13 protein-coding genes are annotated in these 17,357 nt (G+C 40.8%); all 13 read left to right on the forward strand.

Annotated features, from left to right (window positions below; translation table 11 throughout):
* Nucleotides 1-7 precede the first annotated feature (7 nt).
* The 13 genes from fabK (at nucleotide 8) to uvrA (ending at nucleotide 17,350) form a co-directional block, all read left to right on the forward strand.
* A complete protein-coding gene (gene fabK / locus E7B10_RS00495; RefSeq protein ID WP_004693435.1) occupies nucleotides 8-952 on the forward strand; it encodes an enoyl-[acyl-carrier-protein] reductase FabK in 945 nt (314 codons plus the stop codon).
* An 11-nt stretch (nucleotides 953-963) separates the two neighbouring features.
* Nucleotides 964-1,905 carry an ACP S-malonyltransferase gene (gene fabD, locus E7B10_RS00500; protein ID WP_004693437.1) on the forward strand — a complete coding sequence of 314 codons (942 nt, stop codon included), beginning with the start codon at nucleotides 964-966 and terminating at the stop codon, nucleotides 1,903-1,905.
* Between the two features lies 1 nt (nucleotide 1,906).
* The gene (gene fabG / locus E7B10_RS00505; protein WP_004697260.1) at nucleotides 1,907-2,650 is read left to right on the forward strand and encodes a 3-oxoacyl-[acyl-carrier-protein] reductase; all 744 of its coding nucleotides are present in this window, start codon (nucleotides 1,907-1,909) and stop codon (nucleotides 2,648-2,650) included.
* Between the two features lie 51 nt (nucleotides 2,651-2,701).
* Nucleotides 2,702-2,932 (forward strand): acyl carrier protein, encoded by a 231-nt coding sequence (locus E7B10_RS00510; RefSeq protein WP_004693441.1) that lies wholly within the window; start codon nucleotides 2,702-2,704, stop codon nucleotides 2,930-2,932.
* Nucleotides 2,933-3,009: 77 nt separating this feature from the next.
* Nucleotides 3,010-3,966 carry a nitronate monooxygenase family protein gene (locus tag E7B10_RS00515; RefSeq protein ID WP_004693443.1) on the forward strand — a complete coding sequence of 319 codons (957 nt, stop codon included), beginning with the start codon at nucleotides 3,010-3,012 and terminating at the stop codon, nucleotides 3,964-3,966.
* A 35-nt stretch (nucleotides 3,967-4,001) separates the two neighbouring features.
* Entirely contained in the window at nucleotides 4,002-5,246 is a 1,245-nt protein-coding gene (gene fabF, locus E7B10_RS00520; protein WP_004693446.1) for a beta-ketoacyl-ACP synthase II, read from the forward strand.
* Nucleotides 5,246-5,986 carry a ribonuclease III gene (gene rnc / locus E7B10_RS00525; RefSeq protein WP_287507843.1) on the forward strand — a complete coding sequence of 247 codons (741 nt, stop codon included), beginning with the start codon at nucleotides 5,246-5,248 and terminating at the stop codon, nucleotides 5,984-5,986. The genes fabF and rnc overlap by 1 nt, the downstream gene beginning before the upstream one ends.
* 101 nt (nucleotides 5,987-6,087) lie before the next feature.
* Nucleotides 6,088-7,278 (forward strand): elongator complex protein 3, encoded by a 1,191-nt coding sequence (locus tag E7B10_RS00530; protein ID WP_287510744.1) that lies wholly within the window; start codon nucleotides 6,088-6,090, stop codon nucleotides 7,276-7,278.
* Between the two features lie 45 nt (nucleotides 7,279-7,323).
* Nucleotides 7,324-10,878 (forward strand): chromosome segregation protein SMC, encoded by a 3,555-nt coding sequence (smc, locus tag E7B10_RS00535; protein WP_155086269.1) that lies wholly within the window; start codon nucleotides 7,324-7,326, stop codon nucleotides 10,876-10,878.
* Nucleotides 10,878-11,813 carry a signal recognition particle-docking protein FtsY gene (gene ftsY, locus E7B10_RS00540; RefSeq protein WP_004693455.1) on the forward strand — a complete coding sequence of 312 codons (936 nt, stop codon included), beginning with the start codon at nucleotides 10,878-10,880 and terminating at the stop codon, nucleotides 11,811-11,813. Before smc ends, ftsY begins: the two co-directional genes overlap by 1 nt.
* 76 nt (nucleotides 11,814-11,889) lie before the next feature.
* Nucleotides 11,890-12,186, forward strand: coding sequence for a hypothetical protein (locus E7B10_RS00545; RefSeq protein ID WP_259343134.1), 297 nt, complete (start codon nucleotides 11,890-11,892; stop codon nucleotides 12,184-12,186).
* Nucleotides 12,186-14,363, forward strand: a complete 2,178-nt coding sequence (gene uvrB, locus E7B10_RS00550) for an excinuclease ABC subunit UvrB (protein WP_287510741.1) — start codon at nucleotides 12,186-12,188, stop codon at nucleotides 14,361-14,363. Before E7B10_RS00545 ends, uvrB begins: the two co-directional genes overlap by 1 nt.
* A 134-nt stretch (nucleotides 14,364-14,497) precedes the next feature.
* Nucleotides 14,498-17,350: an excinuclease ABC subunit UvrA gene (uvrA, locus tag E7B10_RS00555; protein ID WP_278472365.1), complete on the forward strand. Its 2,853-nt coding sequence runs from the start codon at nucleotides 14,498-14,500 to the stop codon at nucleotides 17,348-17,350.
* The last annotated feature ends 7 nt before the right edge of the window (nucleotides 17,351-17,357 follow it).

Consider the following 17,357-nt stretch of genomic DNA (forward strand, 5'->3'; position numbering starts at 1 on the left):
CATCAAGATGATTAAGACTGACATTTGTGATTTATTGCAGATTGAGTATCCAATCTTTCAAGGTGGTATGGCTTGGCTCGGTACTGCAGAATTAGCGGCAGCCGTTTCTGAAGCTGGTGGCCTTGGGATTATTGGTGCTGGTCATATGCCTCCTGATATTTTCCGTAATGAAATCCATAAATTAAAAGAGCGCACTAGCAAGCCTTTTGGCTGTAATATTATGCTCATGTCTCCATTTGTAAAAGAGGTTATGGAAGTAGTTGTGGAAGAACGTGTTCCTGTTATTACTACAGGTGCAGGTAATCCTGGTGTTTATGTTCCCGCTTTGAAAGAAATTGGTACAAAAGTTATTCCTGTAGTTGCATCAGTATTACTTGCAAAGCGCTTATTACGTGGCGGTATTGATGCAATTATTGCTGAAGGTACAGAGTCTGGTGGTCACGTAGGTGATATTACAACTATGGCATTAATTCCTCAAGTAGTTGATGCTGTAGATGTACCAGTTATTGCTGCTGGTGGTATTGCAGATGGTCGTGGTATGGCTGCGGCATTTGCATTAGGTGCTAAAGCGGTACAAATGGGGACACGATTCGTATTATCCGAAGAATGTATTGCCCATGAAAATTATAAAAATGCTGTATTGAAAGCAAAAGATCGTGCTACAGTTATGACTGGCTTAACAACAGGTCATCCTGTACGTATTATAGATAATGCGTTAGCTCATAAATATAAATCCCTTGAATTTAGTGGTGGTTCTAAAGAGGAATTGGAAGCATTAGGCGCTGGCACACTTCGTTTAGCTGCTATTGATGGTAATATAAAAGAAGGTTCTGTAATGATCGGTCAAATTTCTGGTATGTTAACAGATGTTAAACCATGTGAAACTATCATTAAAGATATCATGACTGAAGCTGAAACAGTGATTAAGAATCTTCAAGGTCTTAGTAAATAAGGAGGCCCCTAATGAAAACGGCATTTGTTTTTCCTGGTCAAGGTTCTCAAAAAGTAGGCATGTTACAAGATTTGTATAATGCGTATCCTATTGTAAAACAACGTTTTGAAGAGGCTGACGAAGCACTTGGTTATTCCATCAGTAAATTATGCTTCGAAGGTCCTGATACAGAGCTCGTTAAAACAGCAAATACACAACCAGCTATTTTGACTGCATCCGTAGCTTGTTATGAAATTCTAAAAGAACAAGGCTTTACGCCTGATATCGTAGGCGGGCATAGTCTTGGTGAGTATAGTGCTCTAGTAGCAGCCGGTGTATTGAACTTTAAAGACGCAGTATATGTAGTTCATAAACGCGGTGAATATATGCAAGAAGCTGTGCCATTGGGTAAAGGCGCTATGGCGGCAATTTTGGCATTACCTCGTGAGCAAGTTGTAGAAATTTGTGAAGAAGTAAATGCTTCTGTAGGTTCTGTACAAGCAGTTAACTTCAATTGCCCTGGACAAATCGTTATTGCCGGTGAAACTGCAGCGGTGGAAACAGCAGCTGAAAAAATGAAAGAAGCAGGAGCGAAACGTGCAGTAATGCTTCCGGTGAGTGCTCCATTCCACAGCCGTTTGATGGAACCAGCAGCTCTTCGGTTAAAGGAAGAATTGGATAAGATCCAAGTGAGTGATGCACAAATTCCTGTAGTTGCAAATGTTACTGGTAAGATTTTGACTAATGCCAATGACATTAAAGAGTCCTTAGTTACTCAAGCCGCTAACCCTGTTTTATGGGAAGATTGTGTAGCTGAAATGGTAAACTTTGGTGTTACTCGCTTTGTTGAAGTGGGGCCTGGGAAAGTACTTACAGGTTTTACTAAAAAGATTAACAAAGATATGGAATTAGCCAATGTTGAAGACATTGCATCCTTAGAGAAAACGCTTGAATTTTTGAAGGGGGTTCGATAAAATGCATTTAGAGGGTAAAGTAGCCATTGTAACTGGCGCATCCCGTGGCATTGGTCGCGCTGTAGCTATCAATCTAGCACAATCTGGTGCTGATGTTGTTGTAAACTATAGCGGTAGCGAAGGTGCAGCGCAAGAAACTGTTGAAGCTGTACAAGCGTTAGGCCGCAAAGCCATTAAAATTAAAGCTAATGTAGCCAATGCTGATGAAGTTGCTTCCATGGTGGAAGAAGCTCATAAAGAATTTGGTCACATTGATATTCTCGTGAATAATGCGGGTATTACACGTGACGGTTTGTTAATGCGAATGAAAGACGAAGATTTTGATGCTGTTATCGATATTAACCTAAAAGGTGTTTACTTGGTAACTAAAGCAGTATCTAAAATCATGATGAAACAACGTTCTGGTCATATTATTAACATGACATCTGTTGTAGGTGTTATAGGTAATGCTGGTCAAACTAACTATGCTGCTTCTAAGGCGGGCGTAATTGGTTTTACTAAATCCTGTGCTAAAGAATTGGCTAGCCGTGGTATTACAGTTAATGCTATTGCTCCAGGCTTTATCAACACAGATATGACCGATGTATTACCAGAAAAAGTTAAAGAAGCTATGGTTACTGAAATTCCATTGGGCCGTATGGCTGATGCTGAAGAAGTAGCAACAGTAGTAACATTCCTTGCTAGCGATTTTGCTAATTATATTACGGGTCAAGTCATCAATGTTGATGGTGGCATGGTAATGTAGTTGTAAAATTAGACTATATATAAATACACTTTGAAAGGAGGTGAACCACTAATGAACACTTTCGATAAAGTTAAAGCAATCGTTGTGGAACAATTAGGCGTTGATGAAGCTGAAGTTACCATTGATTCTACATTCATCGACGACTTAGGCGCTGACTCCTTAGATATCGTTGAATTGATCATGGCATTTGAAGAAGAATTCAATGTTGAAATCCCTGACGACGTTGCAGAAAAAATTAAAACCGTTAAGGATACAGTAGAATATATTGATTCTGCTAAATAAGCTGTAAAGCTAACAATTCAACCGAACGGGAGGCCGAGTGGCCTCCCAACCGGTTTTATTTACAGGAGGATTTGATAGTGAAGCTCCCTGAACTTCGCATTGGGAATCTAGTGGCCAAAGTACCTATTATTCAAGGTGGTATGGCGATTAGATTGTCTACAGCTCGCTTGGCAGCAGCCGTTGCAAATGAAGGTGGTATCGGCCTTATTGCGGCATCGGGCTTGCCTTTCGATGAATTACGATACGAAATACAATTAGCTAGAAAATTATCACCTACGGGTATTATTGGTATAAATGCGATGGTAGCAGCAACTCAATTTGCTGGCTTAGTAAAGACTGCCATCGAAGAAGGCATTGATCTTGTAGTAGCAGGTGCTGGTTTTTCAAGAGATATGTTCGCAATGGGCAAAGAGTCTGGTACTCCTATTGTACCAATTGTTTCGTCCGCAAAATTAGCTCGCATTTCTGAAGGTTTAGGTGCTGCAGCTGTAATCGTAGAAGGCTGTGAAGCTGGTGGACACTTGGGGACGGATCGTTCCGCTCGAGAAATCGTTCCCGAAGTTGTAGCAGCGGTAAAAAACATTCCAGTAATTGCTGCTGGTGGTGTTCTAGATGGCCATGATATCGTTGAAATGTTAAAAATCGGCGCTAGTGGTGTTCAAATGGGTAGCCGTTTTGCTGCTTCTGATGAATGTAATGCATCTGATGAATTGAAAAAAATGTATGTACGAGCTACAAACCCTGAGGATATAGTATTGATTCAAAGTCCTGTTGGTTTGCCTGGTCAAGCAATAAAAAACAAATTTGCTGAATCTGTTTTAGATGGTACTGTAGCGCCTCCAACGGTGTGTGATAACTGTTTAAAACATTGTTCCCATAAATTCTGCATTATCCGTGCTCTTTCTCGCGCACAACAAGGTGATGTGGAAACGGGGTTGGTGTTCTCTGGCAATAATATGAGAAAAGTCGATAGGATTATGCCAGTTAAAGATATCTTTGCTCAATTAAAACAGCAAGTAGCAGAGATTGATTAATTTAAAGGGCTGTATAGCTATAAGAGGTGGAATAATTGGAAAAACGTGTAGTAATTACTGGCTTAGGGGCAGTGACTCCTGTAGGTATCGGTAAAGAGAACTTCTACAATGCGTTATTGGCAGGTCAATCTGGTATTGGGCCGATTACACGCTTTGACGCATCTGACTATGCAACACGCATTGCGGGTGAAGTAAAAGACTTTGATATTACAAACTATGGGGTAGACAAGAAAGAAGCTCGTCGTATGGACCGTTCTGTAGAATTTGCTATCGGTGCAGCTGTTCTTGCTTGTGAAGATGCTGATCTTGATTTAGATAAAGCAGATTTAGATCGCTGTGGTACTGTAGTTGGTACAGGTATAGGCGGCATTGACTCTATCCATGAGGTGTATGAAACATTATTCGAAAAAGGTCCTGGCCGTGTAAGTCCATTTGCAGTACCTATGATGATTGCAAATATGACATCTGCACGCGTATCTATTCGCCTTGGTCTTAAAGGTCCAGTTATTACAGACGTAACTGCTTGTACTTCTGGTACAAATGCGATTGGCGATGCATTCCGTATCATCCAACGTGGAGATGCTGATGTGATGTTTGCTGGTGGTACTGAGGCTGCGGTATCTCCGGCTGCTGTAGCTGGTTTTGCGGCTATGAAAGCTATGTCTACACGCAATGATGAGCCAACAAAGGCGTCCCGTCCATTTGACCGTGACCGTGATGGTTTCGTAATGGGTGAAGGTGCTGGTATCGTAGTTCTTGAAGAATTAGAACACGCAAAAGCACGCGGTGCGCATATCTATGCTGAAGTTGTGGGCTATGGTAGCAATGGTGATGCTTACCATATCACTGCACCAGCTCCAGGTGGTGTTCAAGCTCGTAAATGTATGGAATTAGCAATTAAAGATGCAGGTATTGATCCTAAAGACGTTAACTACATCAATGCTCATGGTACATCTACTGGCCTTAATGACCAAAATGAAACATTGGCTATTAAAGAATTGTTCGGCGATCACGCTAAAAATATCGCTGTTAACTCTACTAAATCCATGACAGGTCACTTATTGGGGGCTGCTGGTGCTATTGAAACTATCGTAATGGCAATGGCGATTGAAACTGGTAAAGTTCACCCTACAATTAACTGTGACAATCCTGATGAAGGTTTGGATCTGGACTATGTTCGTGAAGGCGCACGTGAACTTCAAGTAAAATGTGCACTTTCTAACTCTTTCGGTTTTGGTGGTCATAACGGTACACTTTGCATTCGCCGTTATGAAGCTTAATGGTTACTATCGAAACGCATAAGAGTAAGATAACACAAGCTCGTGAAGAATCTCTTCATGAGCTTGTTGCTCGTTTAGACATACCTGTGTCAGATATATCCATTATAGATTGTGCTTTTACACATACTTCTTATGCGAATGAACATAAATCAAAGCATATTCATCACAATCAGCGATTAGAGTTTTTAGGCGATGCTGTTTTGGATCTTATTATTGGGGAATACCTATTTAAGACATATCCAGATATGGCTGAAGGTAATTTAACGAAAATTAAGGCCGCTACAGTGTGTGAAGATTCTTTAGCATCTGTGAGCCGTTCTTTGCAACTAGGACAATATTTATTGCTCGGTCATGGAGAATGCGCTTCCGGTGGTAATGATCGAAACTCTATATTAGCGGATACCTTTGAGTCTCTCATCGGTGCTATTTATATTTCTACAGATTATCAAACAGCTATGGTCTTCGTTTTAAAACATTTAACTACTTATATCATGCAAGCCTTAGAAGGTAAGCGGGGCAAAGATTATAAGACATTATTACAAGAATATGTGCAAAGAGATGGGGATAAACATATTGTCTATCATTTGCTCAGTGAAAGTGGTCCCGACCATGCTAAAACCTTCCTTATGGAGGTTGAAATCAATGGTGTTACTTACGAGGCCGGCTCTGGTAAAAGTAAAAAAATTGCAGAACAACATGCGGCTCAATTGACTTTAGAAAAGTTGATGGCTGATAAATAGAAAAGCGCCGAATGGCGCTTTTTTCTGTATAATAGTATGTGAGTAATAATTTATAAAATAGTAGATGAGTAATAATTTTTGCATAAGAAGAGGAGGTGTCTATGAAACCATTTGGTATGATTCCCTTTTTTATACCTCACGTAGGTTGTCCTTATGTGTGTACATTTTGTAATCAATCTCGTATTACGGGCCAATCTGGTATTAGTCACCTAACTCCAGAATATATACAACAAACAATTAAAGACTATGTAGGCACAAAACGGTGCGAGAAGTTTTGGGAGGTTGCCTTTTATGGGGGATCATTTACGGCTATTCCTAAAGATTTACAACATAAATTATTAATGCCTGCCTATGAAATGCTTCAACGGGGAATCATTGATGGCATACGTTGCTCTACAAGACCTGATGCTGTAGGTGATGAAGCGATTACATTATTACAGTCTTATGGAGTAAAAACTGTAGAACTTGGCGTGCAGTCTATGAATGATGGTATTTTAGTCGATGCTAAGAGGGGTCACACGGCACAAGAGGTAGTAGAGGCTGTTGCACGATTAAAACAGCATGATATGACCGTTGGAGTTCAACTTTTACCAGGACTAAAAGGTGAGACCTGGCAAACAATAATAGAAACGGCCATTGCGGTAGTCGCATTACAACCTGATTTTGTACGTATCTATCCCGTACTAGTTATAGAAAATACAGAGCTAGCCGACCAGTATAGAGCTGGAGAATATGAACCACTAAGTACTGAGCTAGCTATACAGTATTGTTCATTTTTAAAAGATTGGTTTGAACAGCATGGTATTGAAGTCATTCGCACGGGTTTACAAAGTACAGAAGAATTAGATTCCAGGAATAGCTTAGTAGCGGGGCCATATGAGCCCGCTATGGGGGAGCTGGTTGTGAACGAACAGTATAAGCAGCGAATTGAACGTTGTATTGATGAGCATGTATCTCAGTATAAGTACTTAATAAGTAATGATTGTTTTAGTTTAATTGAAGATGCTACTTATGGAAGCTTAAAATTAAGTAGAGTTAATGTTGATAATAGTGGATGTATAGATAACACTAATAATGATAGAACAAATTATATTAGGAATAATGGTAGTGCAGTACAGCATAATATTGTTATTTCTTATCCGAGACGCTTAACATCTAAGGTGCGAGGGCTTAATAATCGAAATGTATTATATTTTGCAGAATTATACCCACAATATAGTATAAGCTGGTGTGAAGAAAGTACGAGAAATACCGTTCGGTGCTGTATTGATGGCCTACAATATGTGTTATAATAAAAGATATGATTATTTAAGGTTGTTGGTAGAAAGGAGGCAGTCATGCAATTACTTCGGTTGGAATTAAAGGGCTTTAAATCGTTTGCGGATAAAACGATTGTAAAATTCTCACCAGGAATGACTGCCGTTATTGGTCCTAACGGAAGTGGTAAAAGTAATATTACGGATGCTATGAAATGGGTATTGGGAGAATCCAATGTCCGTAATTTGCGCGGTCAAAAAGCAGAGGATATTATTTTCTCTGGTACGGAAAAGCGCAAACCTATGAGCGCTGCTGAGGTTACACTTGTGTTTGACAATAGTGACCAACAATTAGATATAGATATGGCTGAGGTAGCCATTACACGCCGTATATACCGCACTGGTGAAAGTGAGTTCCTCATTAATAAGCGATCTTGTCGTTTAAAGGACATACATCTTTTACTAGCAGATACCGGTCTTGGTAGAGACTCCATGGCTATCATTGGGCAGAACCGAATTGATGCTATTTTAAATTCTAAACCTGAAGAACGGCGCCTTATCTTTGAAGATGTAGCAGGTATTTCTCGCTTTAAGATCAATAAAGAAGATGCATTGCGTCGTATTGCCAGTACAGATCGTAATATGGAGCGTGTACGAGACGTAATGGCTACCATTGAAGAGCAATTAGGACCTTTGTCTGAAAAAGCGGAAAAGACTAAAAAATATATGACCTTAAGCCGCACAAAGCGCGATTATGATGGGGCATTAGGCTTTCACAATTATAAAACCTCTGATCGTCTTTTAACGCGTTTTGAAAATGATAATATTGCCTTTAAAGATGAAGAAATTGAGCTTCAAACTGAATTGTCTAAATTAGAGGCTCGTCGTCACGAATTGCAATCGTCTTCGTCAAAAGAGCAGGAACAGCTTAAGTTGTGGGAGGCTCAGTATACTGAAAAGCAACGTGATGAAGAACGCTTATCTGGTCACTTACGTCTCTTAGAAGAGCAACTAAAAACAGCGCGCCGTGAATTAGATGAAACGTCTATGCGCATTAGCGAGCTAGAGGCTACGCAAAAAGGCGAGGAGCAACAATTGCGCATCTTAAATCAATTGATTCAAGATGAAAGTGCTCAATTAGTAGAGAAAGAGTCTAATTTAGAAGAATTAGAAGCGACCTACAAAAAGGCTGTTGAAGATGTAAGGTCAGAACAAGCTAAGTTTCAATCCTTGCAATCCAATCGAGAGGCTTTTGAGCAACGTCAATTAGAAGTTGTGAGTGCTATTGAAACGGCTAAGGCTAGTATTCGAAGCTTAGAAGCTCGCAAGGTAGAAAGCAAAAATCAATGTGCTATTCTAGAATCTGAGATAGCACAGGTAGATAGTGAACTTCAAGTCGCTCGTTCTGAATTTGAAGCGCTAGGCCAAAAGTTTAATGCTATTTCTGCACAACGACAAGCCCTCGTTGATGGTGGTAAAGAAGCAGCTATACAAGCTCGTGAGGAACGTAAAGAATTACAAAAATTACGTACCCAAGAGCAACGTGTTAAAGGTCGTATCGAACTATTAGCCCAATGGGAAGAACAACATGAAGGTTATTTAGAAGGTACAAAGAATATCTTAAATGGTAAAGGTTCTTGGCGCGAACAAATCACAGGCGCTGTTGGTGATCTCTTTACGGTAGAGGACAAATATACTACGGCTATTGAAACGGCATTAGGCGGCAGTGTTAACCACGTTGTAACTACTACGGCTCGTGCAGCGGCTGAGGGTGTAAATTACTTGAAATCTATCCAAGGTGGTCGCGTAACCTTCTTGCCTATGGATTCTGTAAAAGGAAAACCTTATGATACACCGGCTCTAAATGAAAGCTGTGTATTAGGCACTGCTGTTGATTGTATCTCCTTTGATAATAAGTACGCTCATATTTTCCAGTATTTATTGGGCCGTACCTTAGTAGTATCCTCCATGGATGATGCTATTGGATTACAGAAAAAATACAATCAACAATTGCGTATTGTAACCCTTACGGGTGAACAGTTCCAACCGGGTGGTTCTTTAACCGGTGGTGCTACGAAGCGTAAGCGCGCCTCTGTATTGAGCCGTAAGGAAGAAGCAGCTAGTCTTGAACAAGAGCTTGTACAAATTGAAGAACAAATCCGTTCCTTAACAGCTAGCTTAGAAAATCTAGAAAAACGGGTTGAAGAGGCTGAAAAAGAACGAGCTAGCCTTGATGAAATCTATCAACATACGAACTTACTCTATGTGGCTAGTGAAACAAAGGTACAAAATATACAACATCAGATAGATCGTAAGAAACGTGTTCTTTCAGAAGAAGAGCAACGTTTAGTACAAATTGATATTGATTTGGCTACTACAACTGCTAACTTGAAAGATCAAGAAACAGCATTAGCTTCCTTGCAAGAGAATCATGGTGTGGATGGTAATCAAGGGGCGTTGATGGATCGATTGACTGTGTTGCAAAAGGTGCAACAAGAGGCGTATGAAGCTTTTACAGAAGTTCGCCTTACTTGTGATACCTTGCGACATACCATTCAGGAACGGGAAACACAACGTGAACAGCGTAATCAGTCTATTTCTAGTATTATAGAGCGCTTAACACCACTTCGTAATTTGTTAGTTAGTACTACACAACGCTATGAAGAGGAAATACCTAAGGCTCAGGAAGTTGCAGAACAAGAGTTGGCCTCTGCTACGGCTGAGGTTGAACGATTACGTGCTCTTCGTGATGAAGCCTATGATAAAACATCTACGGGGCGCGAGGAAATGGAATCTATCCTCAGTGAGCAAGACCGATTGAATCAACGCTATAAAGTGGTGCAAGGTCGTCTTGTTGATATGGAAGGTAAAATTACACGTCATCGCATGGATTGTGAGCGCTTTATAGAAGAATTACAAGAGCTAGGCTTTACATTGGAAGATGCTCAAGCCCTTCGCATTGAAGGTTCCGTTAATGATTGGAAGGATGAGCAAGCTCGGTTGATGGCCGAAATTGCCGAATTGGGTCCAGTCAATCCAAATGCCGTTGAGGAATATGAAGAGACTAAAGAACGATATGATTTCTTAACCACACAATTAGCTGATTTAGATACGGCAAAGACGCAATTACAGGCGGTTATTGCCGAAATGGATAAGGCTATGAGTACACAGCTATACGATGTATTGGATGTGGTAGGCCGTAGATTCCAAGAGGTATTCAGCCAATTGTTTGGCGGTGGTACTGCGCAAATTGTACTGACTGATCCAGATAATATTTTGACGGGTGGTATCGATTTCTATATTCAACCACCAGGGAAAAAGCGTCAACAATTGACACTTTTATCGGGTGGTGAACGTGCTCTTACGGTTATCGCTTTATTGTTCTCATTCCTCGATTATCGTCCAGCTCCGTTCTGCGTGCTTGACGAAGTTGACGCGGCGCTTGACGAAGCCAATGTTGAACGATTTAGTTCCTACTTAAATCGAGTAAATAAAGAAACACAATTTATCGTTGTATCTCACCGTAAAAAGACGATGGAAGCTGCCGAAGTACTTCAAGGGGTAACAATGGTGGAACGCGGTGTATCGCGATTATTAACAGTAGCATTTGAAGATGTGAAGGAGGATCTAGCATAATGGCATTTGGATTCTTTGATAGAATTAAAGACGGTTTAGAAAAAACTCGTAAGTCTTTTGTAAAAAATGTAGAAAGCATCGTTATTGGTTATGCGCAAATCGATGATGATTTTTTAGATGATTTAGAAGCAGTTATGCTTACTAGTGATCTAGGCCCTAAGACGACAGAATACTTGATGAAAGAAATTCGTCGTGGTGTAACAGAAGGTATCATCAATCATACAGGCGATGTAATGCCGTTCATGGAAGACCGCATCACGGAAATGCTCATCGATCAAGAAGATGAAATTACTTTGCATCATCCTGAGGTTATCCTCGTAGTTGGTGTAAATGGTGTCGGTAAAACAACGACAATCGCTAAATTGGCTAATTATTATACTAAAGAAGGTAAAAAGGTTATCATTGCAGCAGGTGATACATTCCGTGCTGCTGCAGCTGACCAATTATCCATTTGGGCTGATCGCGTTGGTGTGCCGATTGTTAAACATAAAGAGGGCGCAGATCCTGCTGCCGTTGTATATGATGCAATGGAAGCTGCGAAAGCTCGTAATGCAGACCTCGTTATCGTAGATACGGCTGGTCGTCTACATACTAAGGTTAACCTTATGGAAGAGCTTAAAAAGATGGGACGCGTAGCGAATAACCACGTAGAAGGTGCGCCACATCAAACATTGCTCGTATTAGATGGTACTACGGGTCAAAATGCAGTAAGCCAAGCTAAATTATTTGGTCAAGCCGTGCCAGTAAATGGTATTGTAGTAACTAAATTAGATGGTACAGCTAAAGGTGGTGTAGTTATCTCTATTAAAGAGGAACTAGGCGTACCAGTACGCTGGATTGGCGTTGGCGAAGGTATGGATGACTTGCGTCCATTTAATGCAAAAGAATTTGCTAATGCATTATTTAATAAAGGAATGATTCAAGGTGACAAATAAATATAACCGGGAATTCTTACTTGAATATGTAGAATCTGAAAATAAAAAAAATGAATGTAATGTTAGCCTAGAAAATATGAATAAGATTGTTAGCTTAATCGAGTACTTTGGTATTGAACTATATCGCCCCATTACGCGATTGCTACTTTCAAACTGGGAAGAAATTACAGATCGTATTAATAACTATACTGAATCAGATTGGATGATGGCTGATGAAATCCAAAAGACCACACCTACATTAGATCGTTTTTCTATTGCTATGCTCATCGAAGTCTTAGAAGGTGAGGATACATTGAATCAAGCGGAAAATGCAGGTCGTCGTTTGACGGATGAAGAAATGAAAGCCATCCGTAAACATCAGGATGAACAGTAATGAAGCATAGTACATATAATTACGAGGGGGGCCAACCATTTAAAGTGGAGGCGCCCTTTGCGCCTACAGGGGACCAACCTACTGCGATTCAATCTTTAACAGAAGGCATTGAACGCGGTGAATGGGCCCAAGTTTTGCTCGGTGCCACTGGTACTGGTAAGACCTTTACAATGGCCAAGGTTATTGAGGCAGTTCAAAAGCCGACCTTGATCATTGCTCATAATAAAACCTTGGCGGCTCAATTATGTAGTGAATTTAAAAGTTTCTTTCCAAATAATGCGGTAGAATACTTTGTATCTTACTACGATTTTTATCAACCGGAGGCCTATATTCCTTCTAGTGATACATATATCGAGAAGGATGCGTCTATTAATGATGAAATCGATAAACTGCGACATAGTGCTACGATGAGCCTTTTTGAGCGCCGCGATGTCATTATCGTTGCCTCTGTTAGCTGTATTTATGGCTTAGGTGACCCTGAGGACTATTCTGATCTCGTATTGTCCTTACGCTTAGGTCAAACGAAGTCGCGCGATGAAATCTTATCTAAACTCGTAGATATTCAATATACGAGAAATGATATGAACTTTATCCGCGGTACCTTCCGTGTACAAGGGGATACAATTGATATTTTCCCTGCTGCTTATAGTGAAAGAGCCATTCGGGTGGAGCTTTTTGGTGATGAAATCGACCGCCTCGTAGAGGTAGATCCCTTGACGGGTGAAATTATTGCGGAACGCAAACACGTTGCTGTCTATCCGGCATCTCACTATGTGACGACGAAAGAGAAGATGAATATTGCCGTAGAGCGTATAGAAGCCGAACTAGATGAACAGCTAGCGAAGTTAAAAGCTGCTGACCGTCTATTGGAGGCTCAGCGCTTAGAACAGCGTACGCGTTACGATATAGAAATGATGCAAGAGATGGGCTATTGCTCGGGCATCGAAAACTATTCCCGTCATATGTCTGAACGAAAGGCTGGGGAAGCACCGTTTACATTGATTGATTATTTCCCAGATGATTTCCTTATCATGGTGGACGAGTCTCATGTGACGATGCCTCAAATTCGAGCTATGTACAATGGTGACCGTGCCCGTAAAGAATCTCTTATCGAATACGGTTTCCGTCTTCCTTCTGCATTAGATAATAGACCTCTTCAATTCGATGAATTTGTAGAGCGTATCAATCAAATTGTATACGTATCGGCTACACCTGGCCCATACGAAATGGAAGTAGAAACGAATATTGCAGAGCAAATCATTCGTCCTACGGGCCTATTAGATCCATCTATAGAAATTCGTCCTATTAAGGGGCAAATGGATGACTTGCTTGGAGAAATTCACAAACGAGCTGCCAAGAATGAACGGGTTCTTGTTACGACATTGACGAAGAAGATGGCTGAGGACTTAACGGAATTTTTGAAGGAAATGGGCGTACGAGTTCGTTACCTTCATTCCGATATTGTTACTATTGAGCGGGCTGAAATCATTCGTGATTTGCGGGCTGGCGTATTCGATGTATTAGTTGGTATTAACTTGCTTCGTGAAGGTCTCGATATGCCAGAGGTTTCCTTGGTTGCTATCTTAGATGCGGATAAGGAAGGTTTCTTGCGTTCCGATACGGCCATGATTCAAACTATAGGTCGTGCGGCTCGTAATGTGAATGGTCATGTTATCATGTACGCAGATCGTGTAACAGGTTCCATGCAACGAGCTATCGATGAAACCGATCGTCGTCGTGCCGTGCAAGAGGCTTATAATATTGAACATAATATCACGCCTAAATCTGTATCTAAAGATGTAAAAGAGCTTATCGAATTAACGAAAATCGAAGAAGATATGGTTACCGAGGGAAAGGGACTTTCACCGAAAAAAGGAAAACAAAAAAAATCCTCAGAGGGCATGGACCATGGACACGAATCATATGTTCAAGATACATCAGCACCTAAGGTGGCAGATATAACACCGGAAGAATTGTACAATAAGATTGAAGAGCTAGATCGTCAAATGAAGGCCGCCGCCAAGCAGCTTGAATTTGAATCCGCTGCTAAATTACGTGATCAATTGGGCGTATTACGTCAACAATGGTCCGATATGCATAGTGCAGGAGATAGCAAGTTGAAGAAGCCTGCTTCTACCAAATCTAGAAAGCGGACGAGTCCAAAAAGTAAATCTTAAGAGCAATTTTAAAAGATTGTAAGAAAACACATAGATTATATAGACTATATGTGCGATAATATACATATATTATTTCATGTTAGTAATCGGAGAGATGATGCCGTTTGGTATCATCTCTTTAAATAGGAAAGATAATGAAAGATCAATTGATTGTAAAAGGTGCGCGTCAGCATAACCTAAAAAATATTGATATATCCTTGCCACGTGATCAGTTTATCGTCTTAACTGGCCTCAGTGGTTCTGGTAAATCATCCCTAGCATTTGATACGATTTACGCAGAAGGACAACGACGTTATGTTGAGTCCCTGTCTGCGTATGCACGTCAATTTTTGGGACAAATGGATAAACCCGATGTCGATTATATTGAAGGTTTATCTCCCGCCATTTCTATCGACCAAAAGACGACGAGTCGCAACCCTCGTTCTACGGTTGGTACCGTAACGGAGATTTACGACTATTTACGTCTCTTATTTGCACGCGTAGGTCATGCACACTGTCCAGAATGTGGTAAGCCTATTACCCAGCAAACAATACAACAAATGACCGACGATGTAATGAGCTTTCCCGAAGGTTCAAAGATTTTAGTGCTGGCCCCTATGATTCAAGGTAAAAAAGGGGAACATAAATCGGTGTTTGAACAACTTCGCAAAGAAGGCTTTGTTCGTGCTCGAGTAGACGGTGTAGTGCGTACCTTGGACGAAGAAATTGTATTAGAGAAAAATAAGAAGCATTCCATCGATATCGTTGTGGACCGTCTCGTTGTAAAAGAAGGCATTGAATCTCGGTTGGCTGACTCTATGGAGACCGCTTCAAAATGGGCAGAAGGCATCGTTGTGATTCAAGAGGTAGACGGACCTGAACACATGTATAGCCAACATTTTGCGTGCCCAGATTGTCATATTTCATTACCTAAAATTGAACCGCGTATGTTCTCTTTTAATAGTCCGTTTGGTGCGTGTCCATCTTGTTTAGGGATTGGTTCTACTATGGAGGTTGATGAGGAGCGCATTATTCCAGATGGATCTATTAGCTTTGCCGATGGTTGCGTGCAAGCCTTGAGCTCCAATCCTAATGCTTGGTTTATGCGTCAAGTAGAAGGTCTATTAAAAGCTAATGGATATTCCTTAGACTCCACCTATGATGAATTGCCGAAAGCATTACAGAAAAAGGTGATGTACGGTACGACGGATAAGGTAAGTTTCACCTATGAAAATATGAGAGGTGAGATAAAGGAATTCTTTACTGAGTACGAAGGTATTTTACCGATGGTTAAGCGCCGTCATAGTGAAGCCTCTACAGACTCTATGCGTGAAGAATTTGAAAAGTTTATGTCTATTAAGCCGTGTACTACATGTCATGGGGCTCGTCTTAAACCTGAAGTATTAGCTATTACTGTAGGGGATAAGAATATCAACGAAGTAACGCAGTTAACTATTAAAGAAGCACTCGATTTCTTTGGTAATCTACAGTTAACTGAACGTGAACAAGTGATTGGTGCTCAAATTTTAAAGGAAATCAATGCTCGTCTAGGTTTCCTTAATAATGTAGGTCTCGATTACCTAACAATGAACCGTAGTGCAGGCACATTATCTGGTGGTGAAGCACAGCGTATTCGTCTAGCTACGCAAATCGGCTCTGGTTTGGTAGGTGTATTGTACATCCTAGACGAACCGTCCATAGGTCTACATCAACGAGATAATGATCGACTTATCGATACCTTAAAAGGCTTGCGGGACTTAGGTAATACCTTGCTCGTTGTAGAACACGACGAAGATACGATGCGTGCGGCTGACTATCTCGTGGACATTGGTCCAGGTGCAGGTGAGCATGGCGGTCAAATTATTGCCGCTGGTTCTGTTGACGAAGTTATGAAGGTAAAAGACTCTATTACTGGTCAGTATTTGAGTGGTCGTAAATTTATTGCTCTTCCGGAAGAACGCCGTAAACCAGGTAAGAACTGCATTGAAATTCGCGGTGCTAAGGAAAACAATTTACAAAATGTAAATGTAAAATTTCCTATTGGCTTGTTTAATGTTGTTACTGGTGTCAGCGGTTCTGGTAAGTCTACCTTGATTAATGAAATTCTCTACAAAGGTTTAGCTAATCAATTATATCGCTCTAACCACAAAGTAGGGGCTCATAAAGAAATCCGTGGTCTTGAACATATCGATAAAATCATCAATATTGATCAAAGCCCTATCGGACGTACACCTCGTTCCAATCCAGCTACATATACAGGTGTATTTGATGCCATACGCGAACTATATAGTCAAACACCGGAAGCAAAGATGCGCGGTTACAAACAAGGGCGCTTTAGCTTTAACGTAAAAGGTGGCCGTTGTGAAGCTTGTCGTGGTGACGGTATCATTAAAATTGAAATGCACTTCTTACCAGATGTGTATGTACCTTGTGAGGTTTGTAAGGGAGCCCGTTATAACCGAGAAACCTTAGAGGTTAAATACAAAGGTAAATCTATTGCAGATGTACTAGATATGACGGTAGATGATGCGGTTGAGTTCTTCAGCGCTATTCCGAAGATCAATCGTAAAATGGTTACCTTGCAAGAGGTGGGTCTTGGCTATATTCGTTTAGGTCAAGCCGCAACAACCTTATCTGGTGGTGAAGCACAACGCGTTAAATTAGCTACTGAATTAGCTCGTCGCAGCACAGGTAAAACGCTATACATCCTAGATGAACCTACTACAGGTCTTCACGCCGAGGATATTCGCAAGTTATTACACGTATTGCAACAACTCGTAGAGGGTGGCGATACAGTTGTCGTTATCGAACATAATTTAGATGTTATTAAGATGGCTGATCACATTATTGATCTTGGTCCTGAAGGTGGTAATCGCGGAGGCACTATCGTGGCAATTGGTACGCCTGAGGAAATTGTTAAGGTGAAAGAAAGCTATACCGGGAAATTCTTAGGTCCTGTATTGGAACAGACTAAGAAATTTATGAAAGCTGCAAAAAATAAGAAATAAAACATCT

The organism is Veillonella sp., from assembly GCF_032470285.1.
In the GTDB taxonomy this organism is placed as follows: domain Bacteria; phylum Bacillota; class Negativicutes; order Veillonellales; family Veillonellaceae; genus Veillonella.

What these genes read in the sequence shown, in the direction of transcription:
- fabK (WP_004693435.1), top strand. Translation starts at nt 8, where the DNA reads ATGATTAAGACTGACATTTGTGATTTATTGCAGATTGAGTATCCAATC.
- fabD (WP_004693437.1), top strand. Translation starts at nt 964, where the DNA reads ATGAAAACGGCATTTGTTTTTCCTGGTCAAGGTTCTCAAAAAGTAGGC.
- fabG (WP_004697260.1), top strand. Translation starts at nt 1,907, where the DNA reads ATGCATTTAGAGGGTAAAGTAGCCATTGTAACTGGCGCATCCCGTGGC.
- E7B10_RS00510 (WP_004693441.1), top strand. Translation starts at nt 2,702, where the DNA reads ATGAACACTTTCGATAAAGTTAAAGCAATCGTTGTGGAACAATTAGGC.
- rnc (WP_287507843.1), top strand. Translation starts at nt 5,246, where the DNA reads ATGGTTACTATCGAAACGCATAAGAGTAAGATAACACAAGCTCGTGAA.
- E7B10_RS00530 (WP_287510744.1), top strand. Translation starts at nt 6,088, where the DNA reads ATGAAACCATTTGGTATGATTCCCTTTTTTATACCTCACGTAGGTTGT.
- smc (WP_155086269.1), top strand. Translation starts at nt 7,324, where the DNA reads ATGCAATTACTTCGGTTGGAATTAAAGGGCTTTAAATCGTTTGCGGAT.
- ftsY (WP_004693455.1), top strand. Translation starts at nt 10,878, where the DNA reads ATGGCATTTGGATTCTTTGATAGAATTAAAGACGGTTTAGAAAAAACT.
- E7B10_RS00545 (WP_259343134.1), top strand. Translation starts at nt 11,890, where the DNA reads ATGAATAAGATTGTTAGCTTAATCGAGTACTTTGGTATTGAACTATAT.
- uvrB (WP_287510741.1), top strand. Translation starts at nt 12,186, where the DNA reads ATGAAGCATAGTACATATAATTACGAGGGGGGCCAACCATTTAAAGTG.
- uvrA (WP_278472365.1), top strand. Translation starts at nt 14,498, where the DNA reads ATGAAAGATCAATTGATTGTAAAAGGTGCGCGTCAGCATAACCTAAAA.